At 61.7% G+C, this 21912-nt stretch carries 16 protein-coding genes and 2 pseudogenes; 10 read left to right on the forward strand and 8 right to left on the reverse strand.

All coding sequences use genetic code 11. The annotated features are described in order from the left end of the window. The first annotated feature begins 36 nt into the window (after positions 1 to 36). Positions 37 to 1428, forward strand: a complete 1392-nt coding sequence (gene otsA, locus MTR65_RS08955) for an alpha,alpha-trehalose-phosphate synthase (UDP-forming) (protein ID WP_243799279.1) — start codon at positions 37 to 39, stop codon at positions 1426 to 1428. A 78-nt stretch (positions 1429 to 1506) separates the two neighbouring features. Here otsA and MTR65_RS08960 read toward each other — a convergent pair whose 3' ends face one another. After that, on the reverse strand, positions 1507 to 2610 hold the full coding sequence (locus MTR65_RS08960) for a glycosyltransferase family 4 protein (protein WP_243799282.1): 1104 nt from the start codon (positions 2608 to 2610) through the stop codon (positions 1507 to 1509). Between the two features lie 377 nt (positions 2611 to 2987). Here MTR65_RS08960 and MTR65_RS08965 point away from each other — a divergent pair, with 377 nt between their 5' ends. The 3 genes from MTR65_RS08965 to MTR65_RS08975 all read left to right on the forward strand — a co-directional run bounded on the left by MTR65_RS08965 (position 2988) and on the right by MTR65_RS08975 (position 9611). Further along, a complete protein-coding gene (locus MTR65_RS08965; RefSeq protein WP_243799284.1) occupies positions 2988 to 5546 on the forward strand; it encodes an O-antigen ligase family protein in 2559 nt (852 codons plus the stop codon). Between the two features lie 550 nt (positions 5547 to 6096). After that, a complete protein-coding gene (locus tag MTR65_RS08970) occupies positions 6097 to 6510 on the forward strand; it encodes a hypothetical protein (protein ID WP_243799286.1) in 414 nt (137 codons plus the stop codon). Then, the gene (locus MTR65_RS08975; protein WP_243799288.1) at positions 6510 to 9611 is read left to right on the forward strand and encodes a hypothetical protein; all 3102 of its coding nucleotides are present in this window, start codon (positions 6510 to 6512) and stop codon (positions 9609 to 9611) included. The genes MTR65_RS08970 and MTR65_RS08975 overlap by 1 nt, the downstream gene beginning before the upstream one ends. 97 nt (positions 9612 to 9708) lie before the next feature. Here MTR65_RS08975 and MTR65_RS08980 read toward each other — a convergent pair whose 3' ends face one another. The 4 genes and pseudogenes from MTR65_RS08980 to MTR65_RS08995 all read right to left on the reverse strand — a co-directional run. Then, the gene (locus MTR65_RS08980; protein ID WP_243799290.1) at positions 9709 to 10911 is read right to left on the reverse strand and encodes a glycosyltransferase; all 1203 of its coding nucleotides are present in this window, start codon (positions 10909 to 10911) and stop codon (positions 9709 to 9711) included. An 85-nt stretch (positions 10912 to 10996) separates the two neighbouring features. Continuing rightward, complete coding sequence (locus MTR65_RS08985) at positions 10997 to 11650, reverse strand: polysaccharide biosynthesis/export family protein (protein ID WP_243799292.1); 654 nt, start codon at positions 11648 to 11650, stop codon at positions 10997 to 10999. A gap of 233 nt (positions 11651 to 11883) precedes the next feature. Further along, entirely contained in the window at positions 11884 to 12120 is a 237-nt protein-coding gene (locus MTR65_RS08990; protein ID WP_243799294.1) for a hypothetical protein, read from the reverse strand. A gap of 520 nt (positions 12121 to 12640) precedes the next feature. Then, positions 12641 to 12999, reverse strand: a pseudogene (locus tag MTR65_RS08995) (transposase); the annotation flags it as partial. Positions 13000 to 13080: 81 nt separating this feature from the next. Here MTR65_RS08995 and tnpA point away from each other — a divergent pair. The 5 genes from tnpA to MTR65_RS09020 all read left to right on the forward strand — a co-directional run bounded on the left by tnpA (position 13081) and on the right by MTR65_RS09020 (position 17170). Beyond that, positions 13081 to 13449 (forward strand): IS66-like element accessory protein TnpA, encoded by a 369-nt coding sequence (gene tnpA / locus MTR65_RS09000; protein WP_243799296.1) that lies wholly within the window; start codon positions 13081 to 13083, stop codon positions 13447 to 13449. A 114-nt stretch (positions 13450 to 13563) separates the two neighbouring features. Then, complete coding sequence (locus MTR65_RS09005; RefSeq protein WP_243799299.1) at positions 13564 to 14577, forward strand: IS110 family RNA-guided transposase; 1014 nt, start codon at positions 13564 to 13566, stop codon at positions 14575 to 14577. Between the two features lie 259 nt (positions 14578 to 14836). Beyond that, entirely contained in the window at positions 14837 to 15130 is a 294-nt protein-coding gene (gene tnpB / locus MTR65_RS09010; protein ID WP_243799301.1) for an IS66 family insertion sequence element accessory protein TnpB, read from the forward strand. 73 nt (positions 15131 to 15203) lie between these two features. After that, complete coding sequence (gene tnpC, locus MTR65_RS09015) at positions 15204 to 16844, forward strand: IS66 family transposase (protein WP_243799304.1); 1641 nt, start codon at positions 15204 to 15206, stop codon at positions 16842 to 16844. Then, positions 16841 to 17170, forward strand: a complete 330-nt coding sequence (locus tag MTR65_RS09020) for a hypothetical protein (protein WP_243799306.1) — start codon at positions 16841 to 16843, stop codon at positions 17168 to 17170. The genes tnpC and MTR65_RS09020 overlap by 4 nt, the downstream gene beginning before the upstream one ends. Positions 17171 to 17237: 67 nt before the next feature. On the opposite strand, the pseudogene MTR65_RS09025 reads toward MTR65_RS09020, so the two are convergent. The 3 genes and pseudogenes from MTR65_RS09025 to MTR65_RS09035 form a co-directional block, all read right to left on the reverse strand. Further along, positions 17238 to 17798: pseudogene (locus MTR65_RS09025) on the reverse strand (transposase); the annotation flags it as partial. Between the two features lie 219 nt (positions 17799 to 18017). Then, the gene (locus MTR65_RS09030; RefSeq protein ID WP_243799509.1) at positions 18018 to 19193 is read right to left on the reverse strand and encodes a glycosyltransferase family 4 protein; all 1176 of its coding nucleotides are present in this window, start codon (positions 19191 to 19193) and stop codon (positions 18018 to 18020) included. 112 nt (positions 19194 to 19305) lie between these two features. After that, the gene (locus MTR65_RS09035) at positions 19306 to 20214 is read right to left on the reverse strand and encodes a sulfotransferase domain-containing protein (protein WP_243799308.1); all 909 of its coding nucleotides are present in this window, start codon (positions 20212 to 20214) and stop codon (positions 19306 to 19308) included. A gap of 121 nt (positions 20215 to 20335) precedes the next feature. Between MTR65_RS09035 and MTR65_RS09040 the strand changes: the two genes are divergently transcribed. Then, positions 20336 to 21850 carry a lipopolysaccharide biosynthesis protein gene (locus MTR65_RS09040; RefSeq protein WP_243799310.1) on the forward strand — a complete coding sequence of 505 codons (1515 nt, stop codon included), beginning with the start codon at positions 20336 to 20338 and terminating at the stop codon, positions 21848 to 21850. Positions 21851 to 21912 lie beyond the last annotated feature (62 nt).

Here is a 21912-nt window from a genome sequence, read left to right on the forward strand (position 1 = left end):
TTCAGGCGTTTCCCAACGCCTTTCAGGGGATTGTGTATGAGCCGACTGATCGTGATTTCCAACCGCGTTTCCGTGCCCAAGGCCGCTGGAGCCGCGGGCGCACAAGGAGGTCTCGCCGTCGCGCTCAATTCGGCCCTGCGCGAAAACCGCGGGATCTGGTTCGGCTGGTCGGGCCAGGAAACCGAGGAGTTCACCGGCCACCTCGACATGCAGCGCAACGACGGGGTGACCACCGCCACCATCGACCTCGAGCCTCAGGATATCGAGGAATACTACAACGGCTATGCCAACCGCACCCTTTGGCCGCTGTTTCACTACCGCATCGACCTAACGGAATACGACCGCAATTTCGGTGAGGGTTATGAGCGTGTGAACCGCCGCTTCGCGGATTCGGTACGCCCCCTGATTGACCAGGACGACCTCATCTGGGTTCACGACTATCACCTTCTCCCGCTGGGCTCGATGCTGCGCACGCAAGGGGTGAAGAACCGCATGGGCCTATTCCTCCACACACCCTGGCCCCCGACCCGCCTGCTGGTTTCTCTGCCCTTCCACGAGCGGCTGGTGGAATCGATGCTCGCCTATGATGTTATCGGTTTCCAGACCGAGGAATGGTTGGGCAGCTTTCTCCACTATCTCGAGAAGGAAATGGGCCTCGAAATCAGCGAGGACGGCTGCGTTCAGTACCAGGGGCGCCGGATTGTCGCCCAGGCATTTCCCATCGGCATCGACTTCGCCGAATTTACTCAGGGCGCCCAAAGCGAGGAAGCCCAGGATGCGCACGACAAGCTTAAGGCCAGCGTGCGCGGGCGCAAGATCCTGATCGGCGTGGACCGGCTCGATTATTCCAAGGGCCTTGGCGAACGCTTCGAAAGCTTCAGCCGTTTTCTGGCGGACAATCCCGAGCTCGCCTCTAAAGCCGTTCTCCTCCAGATCGCTCCGCCTTCGCGCGGGGACGTAGCCAGCTACCAGCAGATCCGCGAGGACTTGGAACGCAAGACCGGGCACATCAACGGTGCTCATGCAGATGTCGCCTTCGTACCGATCCGATACGTCAACCGCGGCTATCCCAGGCGCCAACTGGCCGGCTTCTACCGCGCCGCAGACGTCGGCCTCGTCACTCCCTTACGCGACGGAATGAACCTGGTAGCCAAGGAATACGTCGCTGCCCAGAACGAAGAGGACCCCGGCGTCCTGATCCTTTCGCAGTTTGCAGGCGCTGCGCTGCAGATGGAGGATGCGCTGCTCGTCAATCCCCATTCGCTGGAAGACGTCAGCGAGACAATCAAGCGCGCGCTGGCCATGCCTCTGGAGGAACGCCGCGCGCGGCACGACAAGCTCCTGGATTCGGTGCGCAGCGAGGATGTCGTCCATTGGCGCGAGCAGTTCGTGCGTGCCCTTCACGGCACACATTGCGATGCGATCTAATCCGGGCAATCCTGGGCCCGAGCGGGCACCTGCCCTCGCGGCAAGGCAAGGACAACTCCCACTGCGCCCGCGATCCGACTAGCGGGCTGTAAGAATCTTTGCGGCCCGCTTCTCCCACGTGAACTGCGCGAGGAATGAGTCCAGCGCCGTCTGTCCGAGGCGCGCTCGCATGTCCGAATCAGAGGCCAGAGCATTTATTGCCGCCACCCAGCCATCGACATCGTCGGCCTTGCACAGAAGCACTTCCCTGCCGTTCGTCACCACCTCCCGGATTGCCGCCATGTCGGTGGCGATGATAGCCCGGGCGTGAGCCATGTACTCGAAGAGCTTGAGCGGAGACATCCAGCGGGCGAGATCGAAGCTGGTGTTCGCACCGGTGACGCTGCTTCCATATGGCGCCAGGGCCACATCGAGCTGCCGGATCTCGGCGGCCACCTCGCGGTTGGGCAGAAAACCCCGGAAGGTCACGCGCTCGCCCGTCTGGGCCTTCCACGTCGCGATCTGCTCCTCGCTACCGCCCACCACGATGAAATCGTGTTCGGAGCGCTGCGCGATCTGCGCGATGAGCTCCATCCCCTTGCCGGGATATAGCGAGCCGACGTAACCGACCCGCAGCCGCGCACGGTCTTGCGCCGGTCCAGGGGCGGCCCCTTCGATCGGATCGGTACCGCTCGTTGCGACAAGCGGGGGGGCCCGCAGTTTTCCGAAGTGTTCGGCGTAGTAGGACGCAAGCGCTTCGTTGATCACAACCAGCCGCTTGAAACTGCGCAGCCCCACAAGGCGCTTGAATGCGAATTGGCCACTGCGCGAGTAGGCTTCCAGAGGACCGTGAGCCTCGTGCATGACGGCAAGTCCCAGTAGGCCTGCAGCATAGCAGGATCGGATGCACCGCCCGAACACCAGATCGCTTCCGCGCTGGGCCGCGCGCCGGGCCGCCTGCCAAGCGAAACCGAACCACCGCGCCTTGCCAAGGGTGATGCGGTGGATCGCGAAGGGCTCCTCGCACCCGTAATAGGCCAGCGCCTGCTCTTCGAGCATCGGCGCCGTTTCGCCTTGATGCGGGACGACCAGCTCCACGTCCCAACCCTGGCGCGCGAATGCGGCACACATGCGCATCACCTGGACCGTGCTGGCGCCCTGACTCGGGATCTGCGCGTTATGTATATAGGTCAGGCGGGGCATACCCAATCTCCAGGCAATCGAATTGTGACGGACAGCGAGGCTCCGGGAGACGGGATGAAAGTCTCTCGGAGGGGGCTGCGATGATCGCGACCTGGCCGTTCCGCAGAAATTTTTATCCCTCTGCCCACTCGGCCAGACTCACCTTGACCCATGGCAGGCTCGAGACACCGCTCTCCACGGAAAAACCAGAAAATCAGCCTCAACCGCTCTACCGGACCATTGCTGCGATGCGGTAGACTTGGCAAGGATTAAGTGTATTTGGTTAGGTATCGATCACTTGGAGACTTGCGCGCCAAGTCAACGTTACAAGGGAAATAGCTGCCCCCCTGATCCCGCGTGGTCCTGGGATAGCCGCCTCACGCAGTAGGAGCCAGATTGTGAGACCAGCGAGGCCGGGAAAGCCAACCACGACGAACTCACCCCTGTCGCTTATCCAGAACAGCACCGTTCCATTCCGGCTTCTTGTCATCCTACTGCTCCTTGCCGCCCTCTTCGGCGGGTCGGCACGCGCCTATCCCCTGCGCGACCTGTTCCTCCAGATCCTCGCGCTGGGGCTTTTGGCGCATCTTCTCGTGACGCGTCCGCGACTGGCAACAGGCAAGCTCGTGTCCGCCGTTCTCGCGTTTCTGATCGCGCTTCCGCTCCTGCAGCTGCTGCCCTTGCCGAATGCACTCTGGAGCAGCCTTCCCGGTAGATCACTGGTCGTGGAAATAACCTCCGCGACCGATCCGAGTCTGTGGCGCCCCCTGTCAATGGACACCAGCGGCACACTGTTGTGGCTGATCTCGCTGTCGGTACCCGTATGCGCCTTTCTGCTGGGCCGCGGGCTTGGCACGCGCGAAGGCATGGCCCTGCTGCACCTGATCCTGCTGATCGGTTGTGCCAGCGCGCTCCTGGGGCTTGTCCAGATCGCGACGAACAGCTTCCACCTCTATCCCTCCCCCCAGAACAACTTCCCGCTCGGATTTTTCGCAAACCGCAACCATCAGGCCTTCCTGATGGCCACCACCGTCTCGCTGGCGATCCTTCTGGCGGTACGTGAATTGGGCAAGGGCCACATGACGAGGATGCTCTGGCCCTACGGCCCTGTCATAACGCTCGGCATCATCGTTGCGCTGCTCACACAATCGCGCGCGGGTGCTGCGCTTCTCGTGGTCGGGCTACTTCCCTCCGCATACCTGCTGCGCAAGTACCTTTCGGGCAAGGTCATGTGGACTGGCATCGGCGTCTTCGTGCTGGCCGGACTTTGGCTCATGGCCAGCGGCAGCGGACGCGGTGTGTTGGAACGCATGGCCAGCGCGGGCAGCGATGAGCGCTTCAGCAGCTGGGGCGATGTCTGGTTCATGGTCAGTTTCCATTTCCCGGCAGGAACGGGCCTTGGCAGCTTCGTGCGCGCGTTCATGCCGGTTGAAAGCCTCGACACGGTCTCGCGCAAGTATCTCAATCATGCGCACTGCGAGTATCTGGAGATCCTCGCCGACGCTGGAATCGCGGGGGCGCTTGCCATCTTCGCCGGGCTTACCTTCCTCGCACTTACGGTCCGCCGCATCATCATGCGCAATCTCTTGAACGACGACACTATTCTGGACTGCGGTGCCGTCGCCATCCTGATCATGATCGCGCTGCACTCCGTGGTCGACTACCCAAGCCGCACATTCGCGATCGCAGCTATCGCCGGGGCATTGCTGGGCCTCCTCGTTCGCGATCCGGTCCGTGCCGACGCAGCAAGCACCCGGAATTCGTGGCTGAAGCGCCCGGTGGCCCTCGCCAGCCTGGTCGTGCTGCTCGCCGCCGGCATCCAGACGTTCCGGATCAATCTCAGTGCGATCTCCTTGCCAGGCGAAGGCGTAGAGGTTCCCTTGATGAGCCAACTGGGAAGCGACAGCCACGCGCTCGCCGCCAATGCGGCCTACATGTCCGGCGCCAACGAAGTCGCATATGACGAAGCCATGGCCGCCCTGCGCAGCGCCCCCTACAACTCACGGGCGCTCCAGATCCTGGGGGAGCTCGCGCTTGCGGATGGAGACGCGGCCAGCGCCTCGCGTATGCTCGGCCTGGCCGCGCGCGTATCCTGGCGCAATACCGAGGTTCAGTGGTGGGCTCTGCGTCAGGCTCTCAACGACGGAAACATGAAAGCTGCCGTCAATGCGGGCGACTCCCTGCAACGTCGCGGCATACACATGGACGATGTTCGTGCCTACTTTCTGGGCATGGCCGCCACAGACGATGCCAATGCCGCCTTGATCGAGCGCCTCGCCGACAATCCGCCCTGGGCCCAGCCTTTCTTGCAGTTCACCTCGCAGAACACCCCGCCGGAGCTGATGGCGGCTGTGCTGCAAACGCTGACCGCCAGCGTGGCGAAAGGCTTGCACCCCAGCGAAGAGGCTCTTGGCCCATTGCTCGACAAGGCCCTCGGCCAAGGCATGGGACGTCAGATCGTCCCGCTAGTCGAGGCTGTGAACGGCACGTCCGGCAGCGACCCCACCGCGCATTCTCTCGATCCCCGATTCGAGACATTTGCGAACAATACAACACAGTGGGGGCCGTTCGGTTGGAAGCTGAACGACAACAAGGCCTACGTCGACAAGGCTGCGGTCGATGGAGAAGGGATCAATCTCCATGTCAGCGGGACAGGCGGCGGTGTCATGTTGTCGCAGAAACTGGCGCTGCCGTCCGGGCTCTATACGCTTGAGGCCCGCAGCAGCGTATCGGACACCTCGAATGGAGTGACGCGCTGGCAGGTTACCTGTATGGGCTCATCGATCCCGCTCACCCAGATCGTCGTCGCCGGAGCCGATGACCCCACCGGCAGCGAGACCTTTGTGGTGCCTTCGGGATGCCCCGCGCAGTCGCTCGAACTCTCGGTCCGGCCCGCCTTTGGCGACCTTGACCTGACGCTTGACCAGGTCACGCTCCGGGCGACCGGGGAGAACTGAGCTTGCACGAAGGCAAGGCGGACGACTGCCTCGGCCGCCTGAACGTGAAGAGGCGCGCTGGAGCCTGACCGTCGCCAGTTGGCAAACTGCACCAAGCACCGTGCGCCTAATCCTGCCAGCAAGGCTCCCTGATCCATCACCGGCTGGGGGGAGCGCGCCGAAACCACCCGAGCGCTTCGGATCACTTTTGTAAAATTGGCGCTTTCCTACACCCGCATGATTCGGATATGCAGGGCATAGAAGCGGCGTTTACAACGCCCGGCCGAGGTCCATTTCCAGGGCCTGGCCACCCGCAGCCCGACCGCGGCCGCCGCGTTATCTTCACGTCTTCCCTGATCGCAATTGCGTGCTCCCGGGCCCGTTCACGCCCTTCGGGACACGTGCCTTTCTCCCCTCGGCGACACTTCGTCTCTTCGGCGTCGTTCGCTTACCTGTCCGAGCGCGCGACAGGCCCATCTGTGTTGCCATCTCCACCTTGCAAGGCTCCCTGCTGCGCGCTCCGCCCGTGACCGCGCAGGCCCCGGCACGCCTGCCCCTTGAAGGAACCACCATGGCCTTTGAACAAAACTTCACCGCCTTTCGCTATGCAAGCTGGGGCGGTCCGCAAAGTCAGGATTACATCGTGTGCGTGGGTGAAGACCTCTCTGAGGCGCAGTTCGCCTGGTCCTTCGCCGACGAGCCGGGTGGCGAAGTGCGTATCCTGATCGAGACCGCCCCTTCCGGAAACCAGGGCGTCCATGCGAGCTACGACCCCGACCTGATCGCTCCCGATGCAGTGCTCCCAAGCGGCGGCACCAATATCGTCCCCTTCATCTCCCAGGACACCATTGCCCAGTTGCCCGATCCCGAAGTCCACGGCGCAGACATCGTACTTCACCACACGCTGTACATCACCCCGCCTGACGGTCCCAAGCGCGCCGAATGTTTCGGCACCTTCACGATCAAACAGGGAGCCCCCAACTGATGGCCATCTTCTATGTACGCAGGGACCGGAAGATCACCGTCTTCCAGGGCGAAAACACCCTTGAGGCCAAGCGCCAGGCGGATCGCGCCCGCGACACTGTCGAGAATGCCGCCCAGGATGTTCTCGGCGCGCGCGATGCCGCTCTTGTCCAGATCGAGACAGAGGGCGACGCGCAGATCACGTCGGCCCGCCTCTGGGCCGAATCCGCTTCGCCCCCCGATGCCAGCGCGCCGGAAAGCCGCAGCGCCCGCTCCTGGGCCGAACAGGCCCGCACTGACGGGGAAGCCCAGACCCAGCTTTCCAGCCAAGCCGCCCAGCTTTCAAGCACACAGGCCCTGCGCTCGGAGCTGGCCGCAACTCAGGCGGCCGTCGCGCAGACCGCATTCGACACCCTCGCCGACGGTCTGGCCGCCACCAGCTCGGGCGATGTCTTCAACGTGCGCGGCGATGGCGATGTCTATGCGACCACCTACCGCAACGAGGACGGCAGTGCTTCCACGCAGCTTGGTGCCTTTCCGTCCAAGTCCTTCATGGACGGCATCGCCCCGGCGGTGAACAGCAAGGTCCTTGCCCTGGCCCGCGCCAGCAACGTGGATGTCCTCAACCCCGGGCTCGACAATGGCAGCGCAATCCAGGCCGCGTTGAGCGAGGCCATGAGCAGCGGCAAGACCGTTGATCTGGGGAACAACGAGTTCCGGGTCGGCTCGCAATGGCTCACATCCTTTGCGCTAACGGACAAGCTGACCCTGCGTGGTGACGGAGGACGCTTCCTGGCCACCGAAGGGACCGGCAGCAAACGATTTGCCTATCTGCGCGCCCCGATCGAGATGGACGGAGTCCAATTCGACAACTTCCAGAACATCCTGCAATGCGACAGCGAAGGGCTCGACCTGAGTGGCGAGGACATTGCCCTACGCAATATCCGCCATCACAACGCGGGCGGAGCGCTGATCTATTCGACTCTGGAGGACTTGCGCATTCGCGAGCTGATCCTCGAGAATATAAGCATCGATGGTCCGATCAACGCCAACGGCGCAGGATCCGGACAGGGTATTCGCTATCAGTCCAATGGATTCGAAAGAGCCTACCTGCGCAAGATCTTCGTGCGCAACCGCAGCTACCAGGGCATCCGCATTGGTGGTTACCCCCATGGACTGGCTCGCAATCGGCATATCCACATGGAAGCGCTGCACGTCGACGGGGTCATCTCAAACGGCCAGAGCAATGGCGTCCAGGCCTTCGGCGGAGACGTCACCATGCACGACCTCTTCGTGCGCGGGGTGGAGTGCTACACCGGGGCCTCCTCCAACGTCGAGCCGGTCTATGTTGTTGGTGACACGGTCACCATGGGCAATGTGACCATCGAGGCCTGCGGGCAGGAACAGGCCGCTCTCGCCATCAAGTCCAGTCGTGCCAAACAGAGCGGCCCGATCCGGATCAGGACAAACCTCCACACCGACATGAACGCTGCCATCCGCATCGACGGGTCGGATGCCGATCTGCGAGGTGGCATCGACATCGAATGGCTCTGGGAGCCACTGGCCGCGAGCACCACGGCCGGGCTCCCTGGCGACGATACCTATGCCATCGATTTCCTCCATCTCGATGACGGCCTGACCGATACGATGGAGTACCATTTCGTCCCGCACCAAATCAACACGACCGACACTCCCAAGCTGGACGTCGGCGGCTTTGGTGCGCGAACCATGGTACTCAAGGAGACCCTGGCCCCGATCCGACCCGGCCAGCTGCGACCGCAGGCGGTGTACAGCGCGCGCTACAACGTTGCGAACGACAACTTCGAAGTGCGTGCCGTGAACTGGGAAGCCAACAGCCCCCTGCTGAGCAATACGTCCGATCACGCCCAGATTGAGGGCATTCTGAGCGACGGCGAAGTCTACTGGTTCACCCCCATGCGCTCTCTGGCTGCCGGAGCCACACTCTCCGTGGGCACCGCACAACCGCGGCCCATCAAGGCCGATAGCGCCAGCGGCCTCGTCGACACCCCCTTGAGCAATGGGTACCCCCATGCGGTCTACTACAGCGCAAGCGATGACGCTCTGATCTCGCTGGAGCGTTCGGGAATGCCCTATAACGGGATTGGTCGATTTGTCCCGGAAGTGAGCGGCTCAGGCAATACCTTTACCTTCGTCCACCCCTATCCGCAGGACTATGCCGACCGCCTCTTCGTGCTCTTCCAGACGTCGAACACGGGTAGCGCGACCCTCAATGGAGATCCGTTGCACAAGTCCGATGGTTCCAACCTGACCTCGGGCTTCATTACCCCACGTGTCCTCTACCAGCTCCAGCGCGAGGGCTCGACTTGGCGGGCGAGCCGAATCGGAGACCGGTTTCCCGCAATTGACGTTTGGAGCGGGGCCGGCGGACGCCAGATCATCAAGGATGTCACGATCAGCAATGGACAGTACAGCTCCATACTCCAGAGCTATTCCGCCGGGCTCTCCATCGCCGAGGACATACGAACGCTTGGTCGTACGCGCATCAAGAATACCGCAGTGGATTTTCACTTGTCCTGCAATATTCCGCAGCAGGCTCGGGCCAGAGCGAAGGATATTACCCTATCCTACTTCTACCTCGACAATCCCAACTATACCGCTGCGGCAGCCAATGGCTTTGCCCTTTTCGACTGCTCCGATATCCCGCCCGCAGCCATCCGGGGCGTCATCGAGACCTCGCGCGGTGCGGTCATTTCGGGCAGCACCACCCAAGGCGCAATCGGATCGCTGAAACTGCGCAACGTGCAAGCGCACGATTTCAACTCCTCCTTCATGTCCTACGCCTCCGGCTTTGGCACGATCGACAGCGATCACGCCACCCGGATCCGCAACGTGAATCCGGGCAGCATCGCTGCGGGGAATTTCATGGAACTGGGGAACACGTTCACGCATCTCGGGGTAGAACCGGGCGACACCATCCAGGTGGCGCATAGCGCGAATGCGAGCATCCTGGAACTCGGCGCCTATTGCCCCTCACGCGACACCGTACGCGTATTCCTGCGGCACCCGGATGCTTCGGGAACGGCGGTCGATCTGGCTTCGGGAGACCTGTATATCACCTCGCGCCGCCTTCGCGCGGGGTAGTCGACAGATCCTATCCGCTGCGCATCTCCGCGCAGCCACAGCCATGGCCGGAGCCCCTTAACGGGACTGCGGCCATGCTTTTTGCCTTTTGCTGTCTTCAGGCAGCCTTACGCTTCACGCCGGACGTTTCGCTCTGCTTGCGATCGATCGCATCCGAATAGGCCTGCGCGATACGGGAGACCATTGTCCCCACGCTCCAGGGCGACAGATCGACCTCTCTAGCCGCCCTCCCCATCTGCACGCGACGCTCCGGATCATCGACAAGAGCCATGAAGTTCGCCGCCAGAGCCGTAAAATCGTCGATCCGGTTGAGAAGGCCATTGCGGCCATCCGCAACGACCTTGTCCAGGCCGGGCAGAGCCGGAGACACGACCGGCTTTCCAGCAAGGGTCGCCTGTATCACGACACGCGGCAAACCTTCGTTGCCGGCGGCGTGGGCCACGATATCGACAGTGGCCAGCAGGCGCGGCAGATCGCTGCGGAAACCGAGCAGGAGCACATGATCCTCCAACCCCAGAGTCTTGATCTGCGCCGCCAGTGCTTCCTGTTCAGGACCTTCGCCTGCGATCAGAAGAATCCAGTCATCCCGCATACGATAGGGCGCCAGCGCCTCGACGAGGTCGCCAATCTGCTTGCGCTTTTCGAGGTGCCCGCCAATGAGGCCGATCGTGCGCGCCTGCCCTGCCAGATGCGCGGGAAGAAGTGAGGCGAGATCGAGGGCCTCGGCCGTCTGGTACTGCTCGGTCGCCATACCACTGGGCACCCAGGAATGGCCTTCCGGGGTTCCAAGGCCATTTTCCAGGCACAAGCGCTGCATTTCCTCGCTCACACTGACGAAACTGTCCGTGAACGGGGCCACGGCGCGTTCCATGCCCAAGTAGATCAGCCGCTTTGCTCTGGGCATGTTCACGAAGGGCAAGATATGCACGCCGTGTACGATAACGGGTGCCTTGACCGCCCGTGCAGCCAGCCTGCCAAGCACTCCTGCCTTGCTCTCGTGGGTATGGACGACCGCGGGCTTGAGTTTGCGCAGCAGGCGGAACAGGTCGAACAGGCAGCGAACGTCATTCAGCGAAGGGTCGCGAACGAGCGAGGGCAGGTAATGCCATTTCACCCTTGGATCGAGCTTTGCCACCATCTCGGGATGATAATACCCCGTGATCAGGTGGATCTCGTCTCCCGCTTGCGCCTGGCCATTGCACGTGAACAAAGTGTTCTCATCGGCACCACCGCGGATGAACCGGGTGATGATATGAACCACGCGCATGGGCGTTCCCTGTTCCGCGGTCTTCGTGTGCATTTCGCTGTCCTTACTTGGCCTTGGCGGCGTGAATCCTCATGTGCTCAGGGTACAGGCCCGTGGCACTCGACTCACGACCGGACCATTAAAAGCGCTGGAACACCGCGATAAGCGGGATGGCACGTAGGGCGTCCTGATAGAGGCCCTTGAGCGCATTGTAGCCAACAAACACACGGTCGCCGTCATAGATCACCGGATCCTCGAGCGAGCCATTGCGAATGGCGCGCAGATCAAACCGCGCCGCCATGCGTTGGCCGTCGACATGGCGAACGACGATGACTTCGCTAAGCTTCGCAAGGTTGGCGGGACCGCCGGCCTTTACGATCACCTCGGACAAGGTCGCCGTGCCGAACAACGGAACCACGGACGGTGTGTTGACCTGCCCGTCGACGATGACCTGTTTGGAGGCATACTCGACCACGTTGACGGTTACCTGGGGATTACGAAGGTAATCGGGAGCCAGCGCGGTAACCACGTTCTGCTCCAAACGATCCGAGGAGAGTCCCTCTGCCGTCACAGAACCGATGAGAGGCATGCTCACTCGCCCCTGCGGATCAATGATGATGTCCTTGACCGACATATCGGGCTGCCCGAAAATGTTGATCGAGATCTTGTCACCCGGTCCGAGTAGATAGTCGGGCGCGGGGTTGGGAGGAATGATGGCGGCTTGCGCTTCCGGGCTAGAAGGAACCGCGGCATTGTTTGCACAACCTGCCAGCAATAGAGCTGCGCCAGCCATGCATCCGATTTTTCCCTGCACTCTCAACCTCGACTTACCTAGAGAACGACACTGCTCTATGCGTGGAGATTCATGCACGCAAGCTACTTACGACAGACACTTGCACTCTCTGGCTCGCCACGTCCCGGCCAATGAAGTTTCAGGCCGGGAAGCACCCCCAAAAGGGAGTGCCCCCGACCTGAAGAAATTCAGAGGCATTGGCCACGCTCCATGGAACGCCACCTATCCTTTATTCAGGGGCTCGCGGGCTCGTCGTCACTGTCGAACGCACCTGCGACCGCGGCAATGCCCAGACCACCAGCGGCAATTGCAAGGATCAACACCGGAAGACCTACGCCACGGTTGGTCTTGGAAACGTCCGCCGACTGGCGCACGCCCACGACCTTGCCGGCCGGGGCCGAAACTGCAGGGGCATTCATCGCACGAGGCGCAGCGGCGAATGCCGTCTGGCCCATGAGTGCTGAGGCCATTGCGAGCCCCATAGTCACCTTACCAAGTGCTTTCATTTGTAATCTCCAATTGAGGCACGGCTTCTCAAACTGGCGCAAATCGCGTTCGGCCTAGGCTGAAAATTCAGATTCGACCGAAATATTTGCGCCTTCGACGTTGTATATCGCACAAACGACAATGAAGTCAAAGGCGCTTACCCCTCGAAGTTCCCTAGAGAACGCATTTTTTTGCAATGCAGCACGAATGGTCGCAAAAACGCCGCTAGGTTGAGATCCCATTGATTGGCATCCCGTGATGCGATCCAGGTACCCATCCGGAGAACCCCGCCTTACCCGGCGAGTGGACGACTGGCCTCAAGAGCGCTCGCATGAGCGAACTCAGGAACGCAGCATGGGGCAATGACGGGGCCGGAGCGGCGACGTCGGCGGCGCGAACAAGCCGAAGGGCCATCCCTTCCGATGGTGGAGGCGGCCATTGCCGAGGCGGGGCTTTTTTGCGCGAATCGATCGCAGATCAGCGGCCGGCTTTGCGTGCACCAGACTACGCGACACGCTGACTTTGAGGCCTTCCGAGCGCGGTGAAGCAGTTGAGAATGGCGGCGCGGATTGCAGTTCGACGATTTGGCGATCGAAGTCTCGTGCCGTGACGCGCGCGCCCATCAGCTTGAAACAATGCATTTTGATTTCGCCTAGGCTGCGCTGGGTGATAGCAGCTCCATCGCGTCCAGATGGCCCTGCCAGACCGCCGGTTAGAGCGAACGATCTCGTTTCCGGCCGCAACCCCGGACGAACTCTCGGGCCAGGCTTGCGCGTTGCAGGAGTGGGATTGATCGCACAGGCATCGCGCATGGCAATGTCCTCGTGAAAGGTCCTGGCGTCAAAAGCGCCATCAGCACGTACCCGTCCGGTGAGTCCCGCCTTGTCCGGCGCGTGAACGACCGGTCTTAAGAGCGCTCGTATGAGCGAGCTTAGGAGCGCAACATGGGGCAGATCACGGTGATGACGGGGCCGGAGCGGCAGCGTCGGTGGCGGGATGAGGAGCGGCTCCAGATCTTGGCCGAAGCCTTCGCGCCGGGCGCATGTGTCGCGGACGTGTCCCGGCGGCGGGACGTTTCGACCAGCCTGATCTACACATGGCGGCGCAATCTTCGGCGCGAACAAGCCGAAGAGGCTGCCCTCCCGATGGCCGACGTGACCTTTGCCCAGGCGGTCCTCGCCGAGGAGCAGAAGGTGGACGATTGCGACCGGTGCGCCGTGATCACTGTTGAACTCGGCGAAGGCCGGCTTGTTCGCATTTCGGCCAGAGCGCCCGCCCCACTGGTCATCGCGACCTTGAAGGCGCTGCGGTGATCCCGGCGGGCGCACGGGTGTGGATCGCCATGGGGCACACGGACATGATGTGATGGACACCCCTTGCGACCCAGGCTCAACATTGTGGGGCTGAACCAATTGATGGAGTCGAACATGGACATCAAGGTAATCGGGATCGACATCGCAAAGCGGTATTTTCAAGTGCATGGCATCAACGCCACCGGAGGCGTGGTCTTGTGCCGGAAGCTGACGCGAGATCGATTTCTCAAGCTTTTCGGAGAAATGCCTCCCTGTATCGTCGGGCTTGAAGCCGGTTCAGGTGCTCACCACTGGGCACGCGAACTGGCCAAATTGGGGCACGACGTTCGCCTAATGCCGCCGCAATTCGTTAAGCCCTACGTCAAGACCAACAAGAACGATGCCGCCGATGCCGAGGCTTGCTGCGAGGCCCTCCAGCGACCGGGGATGCGTTCTGTCCCAACGAAAACAATCGAGCAGCAGGCGGCAATGGCGCTGCACCGGGTTCGTGACCATTTGATCAGTCGGCGGACAGCGACTATCAACGCCTTGCGAGGCCATTTAGCGGAGTATGGTGTCGTTGCGCAGGTTCAGCGAACCGGGTTGCGGCAACTCTTCGATCTCGTCCTTGACGATCAAGACCAGAGCCTCGACCCTACGCTCAAACCCGTCCTCAGAATGCTGGTCGACGAAATCGTTTCGATGGATGCGCGTATATCCGATCTCGATCGACAGGTGAAAGATGCGGCGCGTGACAGCGAGGCTTGCCGACGTCTCGTCGAAATTCCAGGTATTGGACCGCTGATCGCAACAGCGGTCACGGCCGCGGTCTCTGATGAAACGCGTTTCAGTTCCAGGCGACATTTCGCTGCCTGGCTCGGGCTGACGCCGAGACAGCACTCGAGTGGCGGCAAGGAACGTTTGCTCGGCATAAGCAAACGGGGAGACGCTTACATGCGCCGACAATTCGTGAACGGCGCCCGCTCACTTGTTCGAATTGCGGACGGACGATCGGGTGGACTATGGGATTCGATAAACGCCCTGCTGCAAAGGCGGTCATTTAACGTCGTGACGGTCGCGGTCGCGAACAAACTCGCGCGCGTCGCTTGGGCGATCCAGGCACGAGGAAAGCGGTGGAAGCCGGCATGATCAACGCGTGATCGGAGTGACATAACGAACATTTGAACGAGACTGTGAGGGCAATTTGAACATGGTGGCAGGACCGGTCGGCGACCGGCGTCGACGAGCCCGGTTTGCGCATTGAACCTTGAGTTCGATGATATGATGGGAAGTCGATGGGCGGAACTCACCAAGGCCGAGCCTTTGCGGCTCAGGCCGGATAGATGGCAGCAGCCAATCCGATCTGCACATGATCAGAAAAACCTTGCACAGCAAGGGGTGTCCATAGATGCGCAAAGGGATGCAAGGGCTGGCCTTGCAGGTCCAGCAGGGCCTGAAGCGCGACCCGCACGGGGGCGATCTGTTCGTGTTTCGCGGACGGACGGGATCGCTGATCAAGATCATCTGGCACGACGGGATCGGCATGTCGCTCTATTCCAAGCGGCTCGAGAAGGGGCGCTTCGTGTGGCCCTCGGCGAAGGACGGGATCGTCTCGCTGACCAACGCGCAATTGTCCTGTCTGCTGGAGGGGATCGACTGGCGTAAACCGCAGTATTCCTGGCGCCCGCAGAGCGCCGGATAGGCCGCGCACTTTCTTCGCTTTCCGGCGCATTTTTGGCTTCAACGCTGCGCCGATCTGTGATTCCATGCCCGTCATGGACACGGTCGCATCGCCTTTCTCGGACGACGTGGAAGCGCTCAAGGCGCTGCTGTCTGCCGCGCTCGAGCGCGCCGACGATGCCGAAGCGCGCCTCGCCAATGCCAGGGCCCGCGAGAGCGCGACCGGGGCGATGATCGCTCACCTCAAGCTGCAGATCGCCAAGTTGCGCCGCGAGCAATATGGCGCCAGCGCCGAACGCAGCCGTCGGCTTCTCGACCAGCTTGAGCTTCACTTGGAAGACCTCGAGGCGGATGCCTGCGAGGATGACCTAGCCGCCGAAGTCGCCGCAGCCAGGACAGCCGACGTTGCCGCCTTCGCGCGCAAGCGGCCAAGCCGCAAGCCGTTCCCCGAACATCTCCCGCGTGAGCGCGTCGTCATTCCCGCGCCATGTTCGTGTCCGTCCTGCGGCGGCGTGCGCCTGTCGAAGCTGGGCGAGGACGTGACCGAGACGCTCGAAGTGATCCCCCGCCAGTGGAAGGTGATCCAGACGGTCCGCGAGAAGTTCACCTGTCGGGATTGCGAGACGATCACGCAGCCTCCGGCGCCGTTCCATGTCGTTCCGCGCGGATGGGCCGGGCCCAGTTTCCTCGCCATGCTGCTGTTCGAGAAGTATGGCCAGCACCAGCTCCTCAACCGCCAGGCCGAGCGCTTCGCCCGCGAAGGTGTTGCGCTCAGTACCTCGACGCTGGCCGACCAGGTGGGCGCGGCGGCCTTCGCCCTGATGCCGATCTATCGACGGATCGAAGCCCACGTGCTTGAGGCCCGGCGCCTGCATGGCGACGATACGACCGTGCCGGTCCTGACCAGGGGCAAGACTAATACCGCGCGCCTGTGGGTCTACGTCCGCGATGACCGGCCCGTTGCCGGCAACGATCCGCCCGCAGCACTGTTCCATTATTCCCGCGACCGGCGCGGCGAGCATCCGCGGGCGCATCTGGCGTCCTGGGCAGGGATTCCGCAGGCCGATGCCTATGGCGGCTACAACGAGCTCTACGCACCCGGCCGTCAGCCTGCGCCCTTGGTCGAGGCGGGCTGCTTTGCGCACGCACGGCGCAAGTTCTTCGAACTCGCCGACGTCGAGGCTGCAGCGCGCAGGAAGAGCCGTGGCGAGCGCACCGGTATGATCTATCCGATCGCGCTGGAAGCCGTGCAGCGCCTCGATGCCCTGTTCGAGATCAAGCGCGGCATCAACGGCAAGACAGCAGCGAAGCGCATCGCCGTCCGGCAGGACCTCAGCGCACCGCTGATGGCGGATCTGCACACCTGGCTCGCCGCCCAGCTCGCGAAGCTCTCGCGCAGCCACGATCTGGCCAAGGCCATCAATTACATGCTCCGGCGCTGGGGTGCATTTACCCGCTTCCTGAGCGATGGCCGGATCTGCCTCACGAACAACGCTGCCGAGCGGACGCTGCGCTGTGTGCCCCTCGGGCGCAAGGCCTGGCTGTTCTGCGGCTCTGACCGCGGCGGACAGCGCGCCGCCGTGCTCTACACGCTGATCCAGACCGCCCGTCTCAACGACGTCGATCCGCAGGCTTGGCTGGCCGATGTCCTCGCGCGCATCGCTGAGCATCCGGCCCGCCAACTCGACGAGCTGCTGCCATGGAACTGGCAACCGCGTGAGGCGATCGGGCAATGAAGTACCTCAAGGGGCTCTCACTCATAGCGGTACTCGGGTTGATCGGCGTGCTCACGTTCAAACTCCAGGAGGAGCGGTGGAAAACTCGCATATTCAAGGAGGATCAAACATTCGTTCGGCTCGCCTATCTCGCCGAAGCTGAAGGACCAGTCACCGAGGAACAACTTCGTCAACTGATGAAACCATTCTATCCTCGGGTCATGCGATTTCCCGACGAGGTCTGTGTGCAACTCAATTCTAGAATGAGTTGGACAGATGGCGGGAGCATCTACTGCTTTGATCCGGAAGATCGCCACATCACGCGGTCATTCCCTGTCCGCCCATAACGTTGGCTACTCCTACAGCGCTTTTCATGCACAGCGCTGGCTCCGCTCAAAGCGGCCTTCACCGGATGGCTACATCAGCACTGACGTTCGCGATGGCTTGATCGCTTGGGATCTGCTCCAGCAGTTCGGGCAGCATGGGCGCATCGCCAACCCGGCTTCCGGTCACCTCGATCGCGCAGATTTCAAGCGATCCGGCGTCCACACCACGGTAGACCTTGCGCCATTGGCAGCGTTTGGACGGGCCAGGCTTGCGCCTGCATCATTCCCCGTCGCCCACCGCCTCGACGCCCGCGCTGTCGATCAGCAGGTGCAACAGTCCGGAGCCGGGCCGAAAGGGGATCTCGACAAGCCAGGTCTTCTGTATCCGGCTCAGCGTGATGAAAGCCGGCACCGGCCAATCAAGCCCAGCCATCTCGAGAAAGCTGGCGAGCATGCCGGTGTTCTGGCCAACGGAAGCTTGGACTGGGGAGCCCCAGATAGACAGCCTGGCGCCGCCGCTTGCCGTTCGGCGCGGACAGCCCTCCATCCCGGGACCAAACCAGACCTGAATCGAACCTCGCAGCGCCAGCGCTACGTTGTAGGGCTTCCAATTCGTCGTGCGGTAGCGGGCCCAAGACGGTTTACGCATCGAGGACCATTAACTAACTGGTTTCACGAATAGAAGCTCTTCGACATTTGCACAACAAAGCCAAGGCGAGCGGAAAGGCGCTTCACGCCCGAACTCGCCGAATCATTAATTCGCGGACCAGAAACCGAGGCGGACGAATGTGTCAGCGGCCAGGTAATTTTCCGAAGCCGCGTAATATCGCGGGCCATATCAGGTCGCCTTTTTTTATACCCTTAAATCTTATGCCAGGACTTCCTTGTAGATCTCCTCATAGGCGTTCACGACGAAGTCCGCGTCGGTACGCCCCACGATGGCCTGCCGCGCCTCAGAATCCAGCGACTCCAGTCCTCCGGGGCCGGGCAAGGCACATATGAGTTCGGCAAGACGGCTCACGTCACGGCCTTCGTAAAGCCAACCGGTGCGCCCTTCCTCGACCACTTCAGGAATGCCCCCTGATTTGGCCGCGATGACCGGAAGACCGAAACGGTAAGTCTCCAGGATGCTGCGAGGAAGCGGCTCGGGGTACAGCGAAGGCACGACGACGAGGTCAACCTTCTCATAGAACTCCCGAGGTGTGCACCAGCCCATGAACTCGGTACGCTCGTCCGCCAGCGCGCGAACCTCGGCCATGTATTCAGGATCCCCATCTCCGGCGATGATCAGGCGCACGGGCACATCGGCAGGTATGCTCTTCATCGCCTCCTGCAAAACGCGCACCCCCTTCGATTCCTTGATACGCCCGATGAAGCCGATCACGATCGTTCCATCCGAGCGGTCCCTTGGCGTAAAGTCCGTCACTTCCGGGGTCGCGCTCAGAATGGCGCGCGCAACGCGTGCATTGGGGAAAAGCCCCGCCTCCATATGCGTATCCACGACATATTGCCCGACTGCGACGACACCATCGACCTTGGACGTCAAACGCTTGCGGGCCGCCGTCACGATGGCGCAGTCCGTACAGGAGCGCGAACACGGCTCGCCATCACGAAAGAAACCCGAGCGCGAGCACAGCAACCAGTAGTCACGCAGGTTGTGCACTACCTGGGCGCCGACCGCCTTTGCCGCATCCCAGACCCCGCAGGTCAGCAACTGCATGATGTTGGTGTGCACGATCTGGGGACGGACGGTTTCCATGATCGGGGCGAGGCGGGCACGCATCAGCGGATTGTAGTTTTCCACGAGATGATAGCCCAGTTTACGGATCTGCCCTTTCTCCGGCCGATCGAAAGGATAGTCCACCAGCCTCGGGCGGATCCGATGAACGGTCATTCCATGTTCCTGCCGGACGCTTTCCTCGTCCGGCACGACCGTAACCACGTGCATCTCATGGCCGCGCTCGGCCAGAGCTTTGCCCAGATTGAACGTGGAAACTTCGGCCCCCCCCTTGATGATGGGCGGAAACAGAGTGTTCGTCAGCATGATACGCAAGATTGAGTTCCCATCCTTGTAATTCGGTATGAAGACGTTGTCTCCCGGTCGCGAACAGCCTGGCGCGAACCGGACGGCAGGCGACCTCTCGCCCCCCTGGCCTTCAAAGCATATGGTTCGAAGCGAGCAGCGCCTCGTAACTCGCGCGTGCGGGCGCGGCCCACGGCGCGGCCTCGACATCACGCACGATTTTCCGGGCATCGAATTCCAGCTGCAGGATCGCCGGCATGTTGCGCAGCAACGTCAGACCGCCCCGCAGGTGCCCCGAAGCGCGCGAAAGGTTCCGATATTGGCGTTTCATGACGATCTGACGATCGACCCGCGTTGAATTCTTGTCCTGGCCGCCCCGGGCCGGAGGAGCCAGCGGCCGCCCCAGCAGGTCCGATATCCGGCTCACAACGACTTCAGGGTTCCTGACCAGGAACTTGAAATCGATCACCTTCAGGTTCGGAAACATGGAAAGGTACGGGGCAAGCTGGTCTGCGTAGAACGAATTGGCGATGTAGCGATAATTGAAACTGGGGTCGTGGTACACGCGATCGCTGTGCTGTGTTGCGCTGGTCTCGCGCATGATACACGCGCCCCTGGCGAAGGCCGCCTCCAGACGCACCTCTTCCTCCTGCCGGATCTGCTCGTACGTTGTGCCCGAAACGGCGAACACATCCTTCGCGCGGCGCACCTCGCGGCCGTGCTTCAACGAATGGAAGTAGGCCGAAACCGCCCGCTCGACAGGATCGCGAACGACAGCAAATACATAGGCGCCCTCACCCCGATCTGCATGTATCCGGCTCGCCGAGGAGGGGATGTGCAGATAAGAGACGGAACTATCCAGGCGCATGGAGGCATCGGCATGTGCGAACAGCGAGGGCCAAGCTTGCCCTGGCCACAGGCTCGAGGAAAAGAAGTGCGGCTCCTTCACCGGCGGCTCTGCTAAAAAGTCATTTTCTGCCAATAGATTGTGCAGAAAGGTCGAGCCCGCCTTCTGCGCTCCAACCACAAATATGTCTTTCACGCCGGATTCCACTCGCTGCCACTTGCCGCACTGCACAAATGCGGTTTAGTACATATGCAAATTTCGGCAAGGGCTGAGCCAAGGCTTCCTTACCAATACAGAGGAATCATAGCACCGCGATATGAAGAACAGCGGCTCGAACATGGCACATGCCTCGGTCGGTCAGCAAACGCTGCGCGGCCTGCTTCAACTTGGTTCCAGTACACTTTTCACTGCGGGATTTCGTATCGTCGTCGTGGGCGTCATGGCACGCCTTCTCGCACCCGAAGATTTCGGCGTGGTGGCGATCTCCAACATCTTCGTCGAATTTGCACGGCTGGTTACCACCTCAGGGCTTGCGCAGTCCCTGGTCCATAAGCGCACGCTCAGTGAAGAAGAGATCCGCACCGCGTTCACCGCGTCGCTGGCATCAGGCTTCCTGACAATGCTGGGCGTTATCGTGGCAGCCCCCTTCATTGCCCGCTTCTTCGAGCTCCCGGCCCTGACCAACGTTCTTTACGTCTGCTCGCTCATTCCCCCGCTCATTGCCGTCAGCATGATCTCGAGCAAACTGCTCGAACGCGCCCATCGCTTCGGCCCGATTGCCCGCACCGAGGCGATGGCCTACGTCGCGGCCCAGGTCTGCACAGGCATCCCGATCGCCTACTTCGGTGGAGGAGTCTGGGCCCTCATCATCCCGCAGGTCATTTCCACGCTGTTCACCAGCTTGCTGCTGTTCCGGGCCCAGTCCCATTCGCTGGCGCTCTATTTCGGGCGCGAGGAATACCGCGAGCTGATGCGTCTTGGCACCGGCTTCGGACTGCAACGGTTCGCCAATTTCGCGGCCCAGAGAGGAGACTATTTCGTCACCGGCAAGCTGCTCGGCCCCCTCGCACTGGGACAATACGAACGCTCCTATGTGCTGATGAACCTTTCGAACAGCCTGCTTGCAAAGGCTCTCAAAACAACACTTTTTCCTGCCTTCTCACGCGTTGCCGAAGACAAGGAAAGGTTTGCAAAAGCCTACCTTGACTCCATGTCGAGCGCGGCCCTGATCACCCTTCCCGTTTCCCTGGCATGCATCGTCCTTGCGGACGAGATAGTCGAAACCTTGCTGGGCCAGCGCTGGCTGGATGCAGCCACGCCCTTCGCCATTCTTTCGTTGGGCATCTTCGCGCGGACCTGTTTCAAGGTTGCGGGGAGTGCGGCAAACGGCCTGGGCCTGGCCTATCGCAACCTCGTCTCGCAGATCATCTATGCGGCTTGCGTCATCGTCGGTGCCGCAATCGGGTCGCGCTGGGGGATCAATGGCGTTGCCACATCCACCCTTGTCGCGATCTTCATCGTCCTCCTCTCCTTCAACCACAATGTCATGCGGGTGGTCGGAATCGATTGGAAGGCAATGGCCAGGGCCATTGCGCCGGGACTGACATCTTCACTGCTGCTGGCCAGCGCTGCCTGGATCTGTGTCGCATATCTGCGCGACGCGATGGTGATGCCGGCTGTCATCCGCCTGCTCATCTCGGGAGGTGTCGCGGGTGCCGTCCTGCTAGGGGCAACCTTTGGCCTGCCCCGACTTTTTCTCGGCCGGCACGTGATGGGCATGCTGAGGCGCTACATCCCCGACAAGAAGCTGCTTCGCCGACTGTACGAATGAGGCTTCCCTATGGCCTGCTGCTGGCGCGATGGACACCGAGATAGGCTTCTTGACGCTACACC

Origin of the sequence: Novosphingobium mangrovi (assembly GCF_022818885.1) — a bacterium.
Lineage (GTDB): Bacteria > Pseudomonadota > Alphaproteobacteria > Sphingomonadales > Sphingomonadaceae > Novosphingobium > Novosphingobium mangrovi.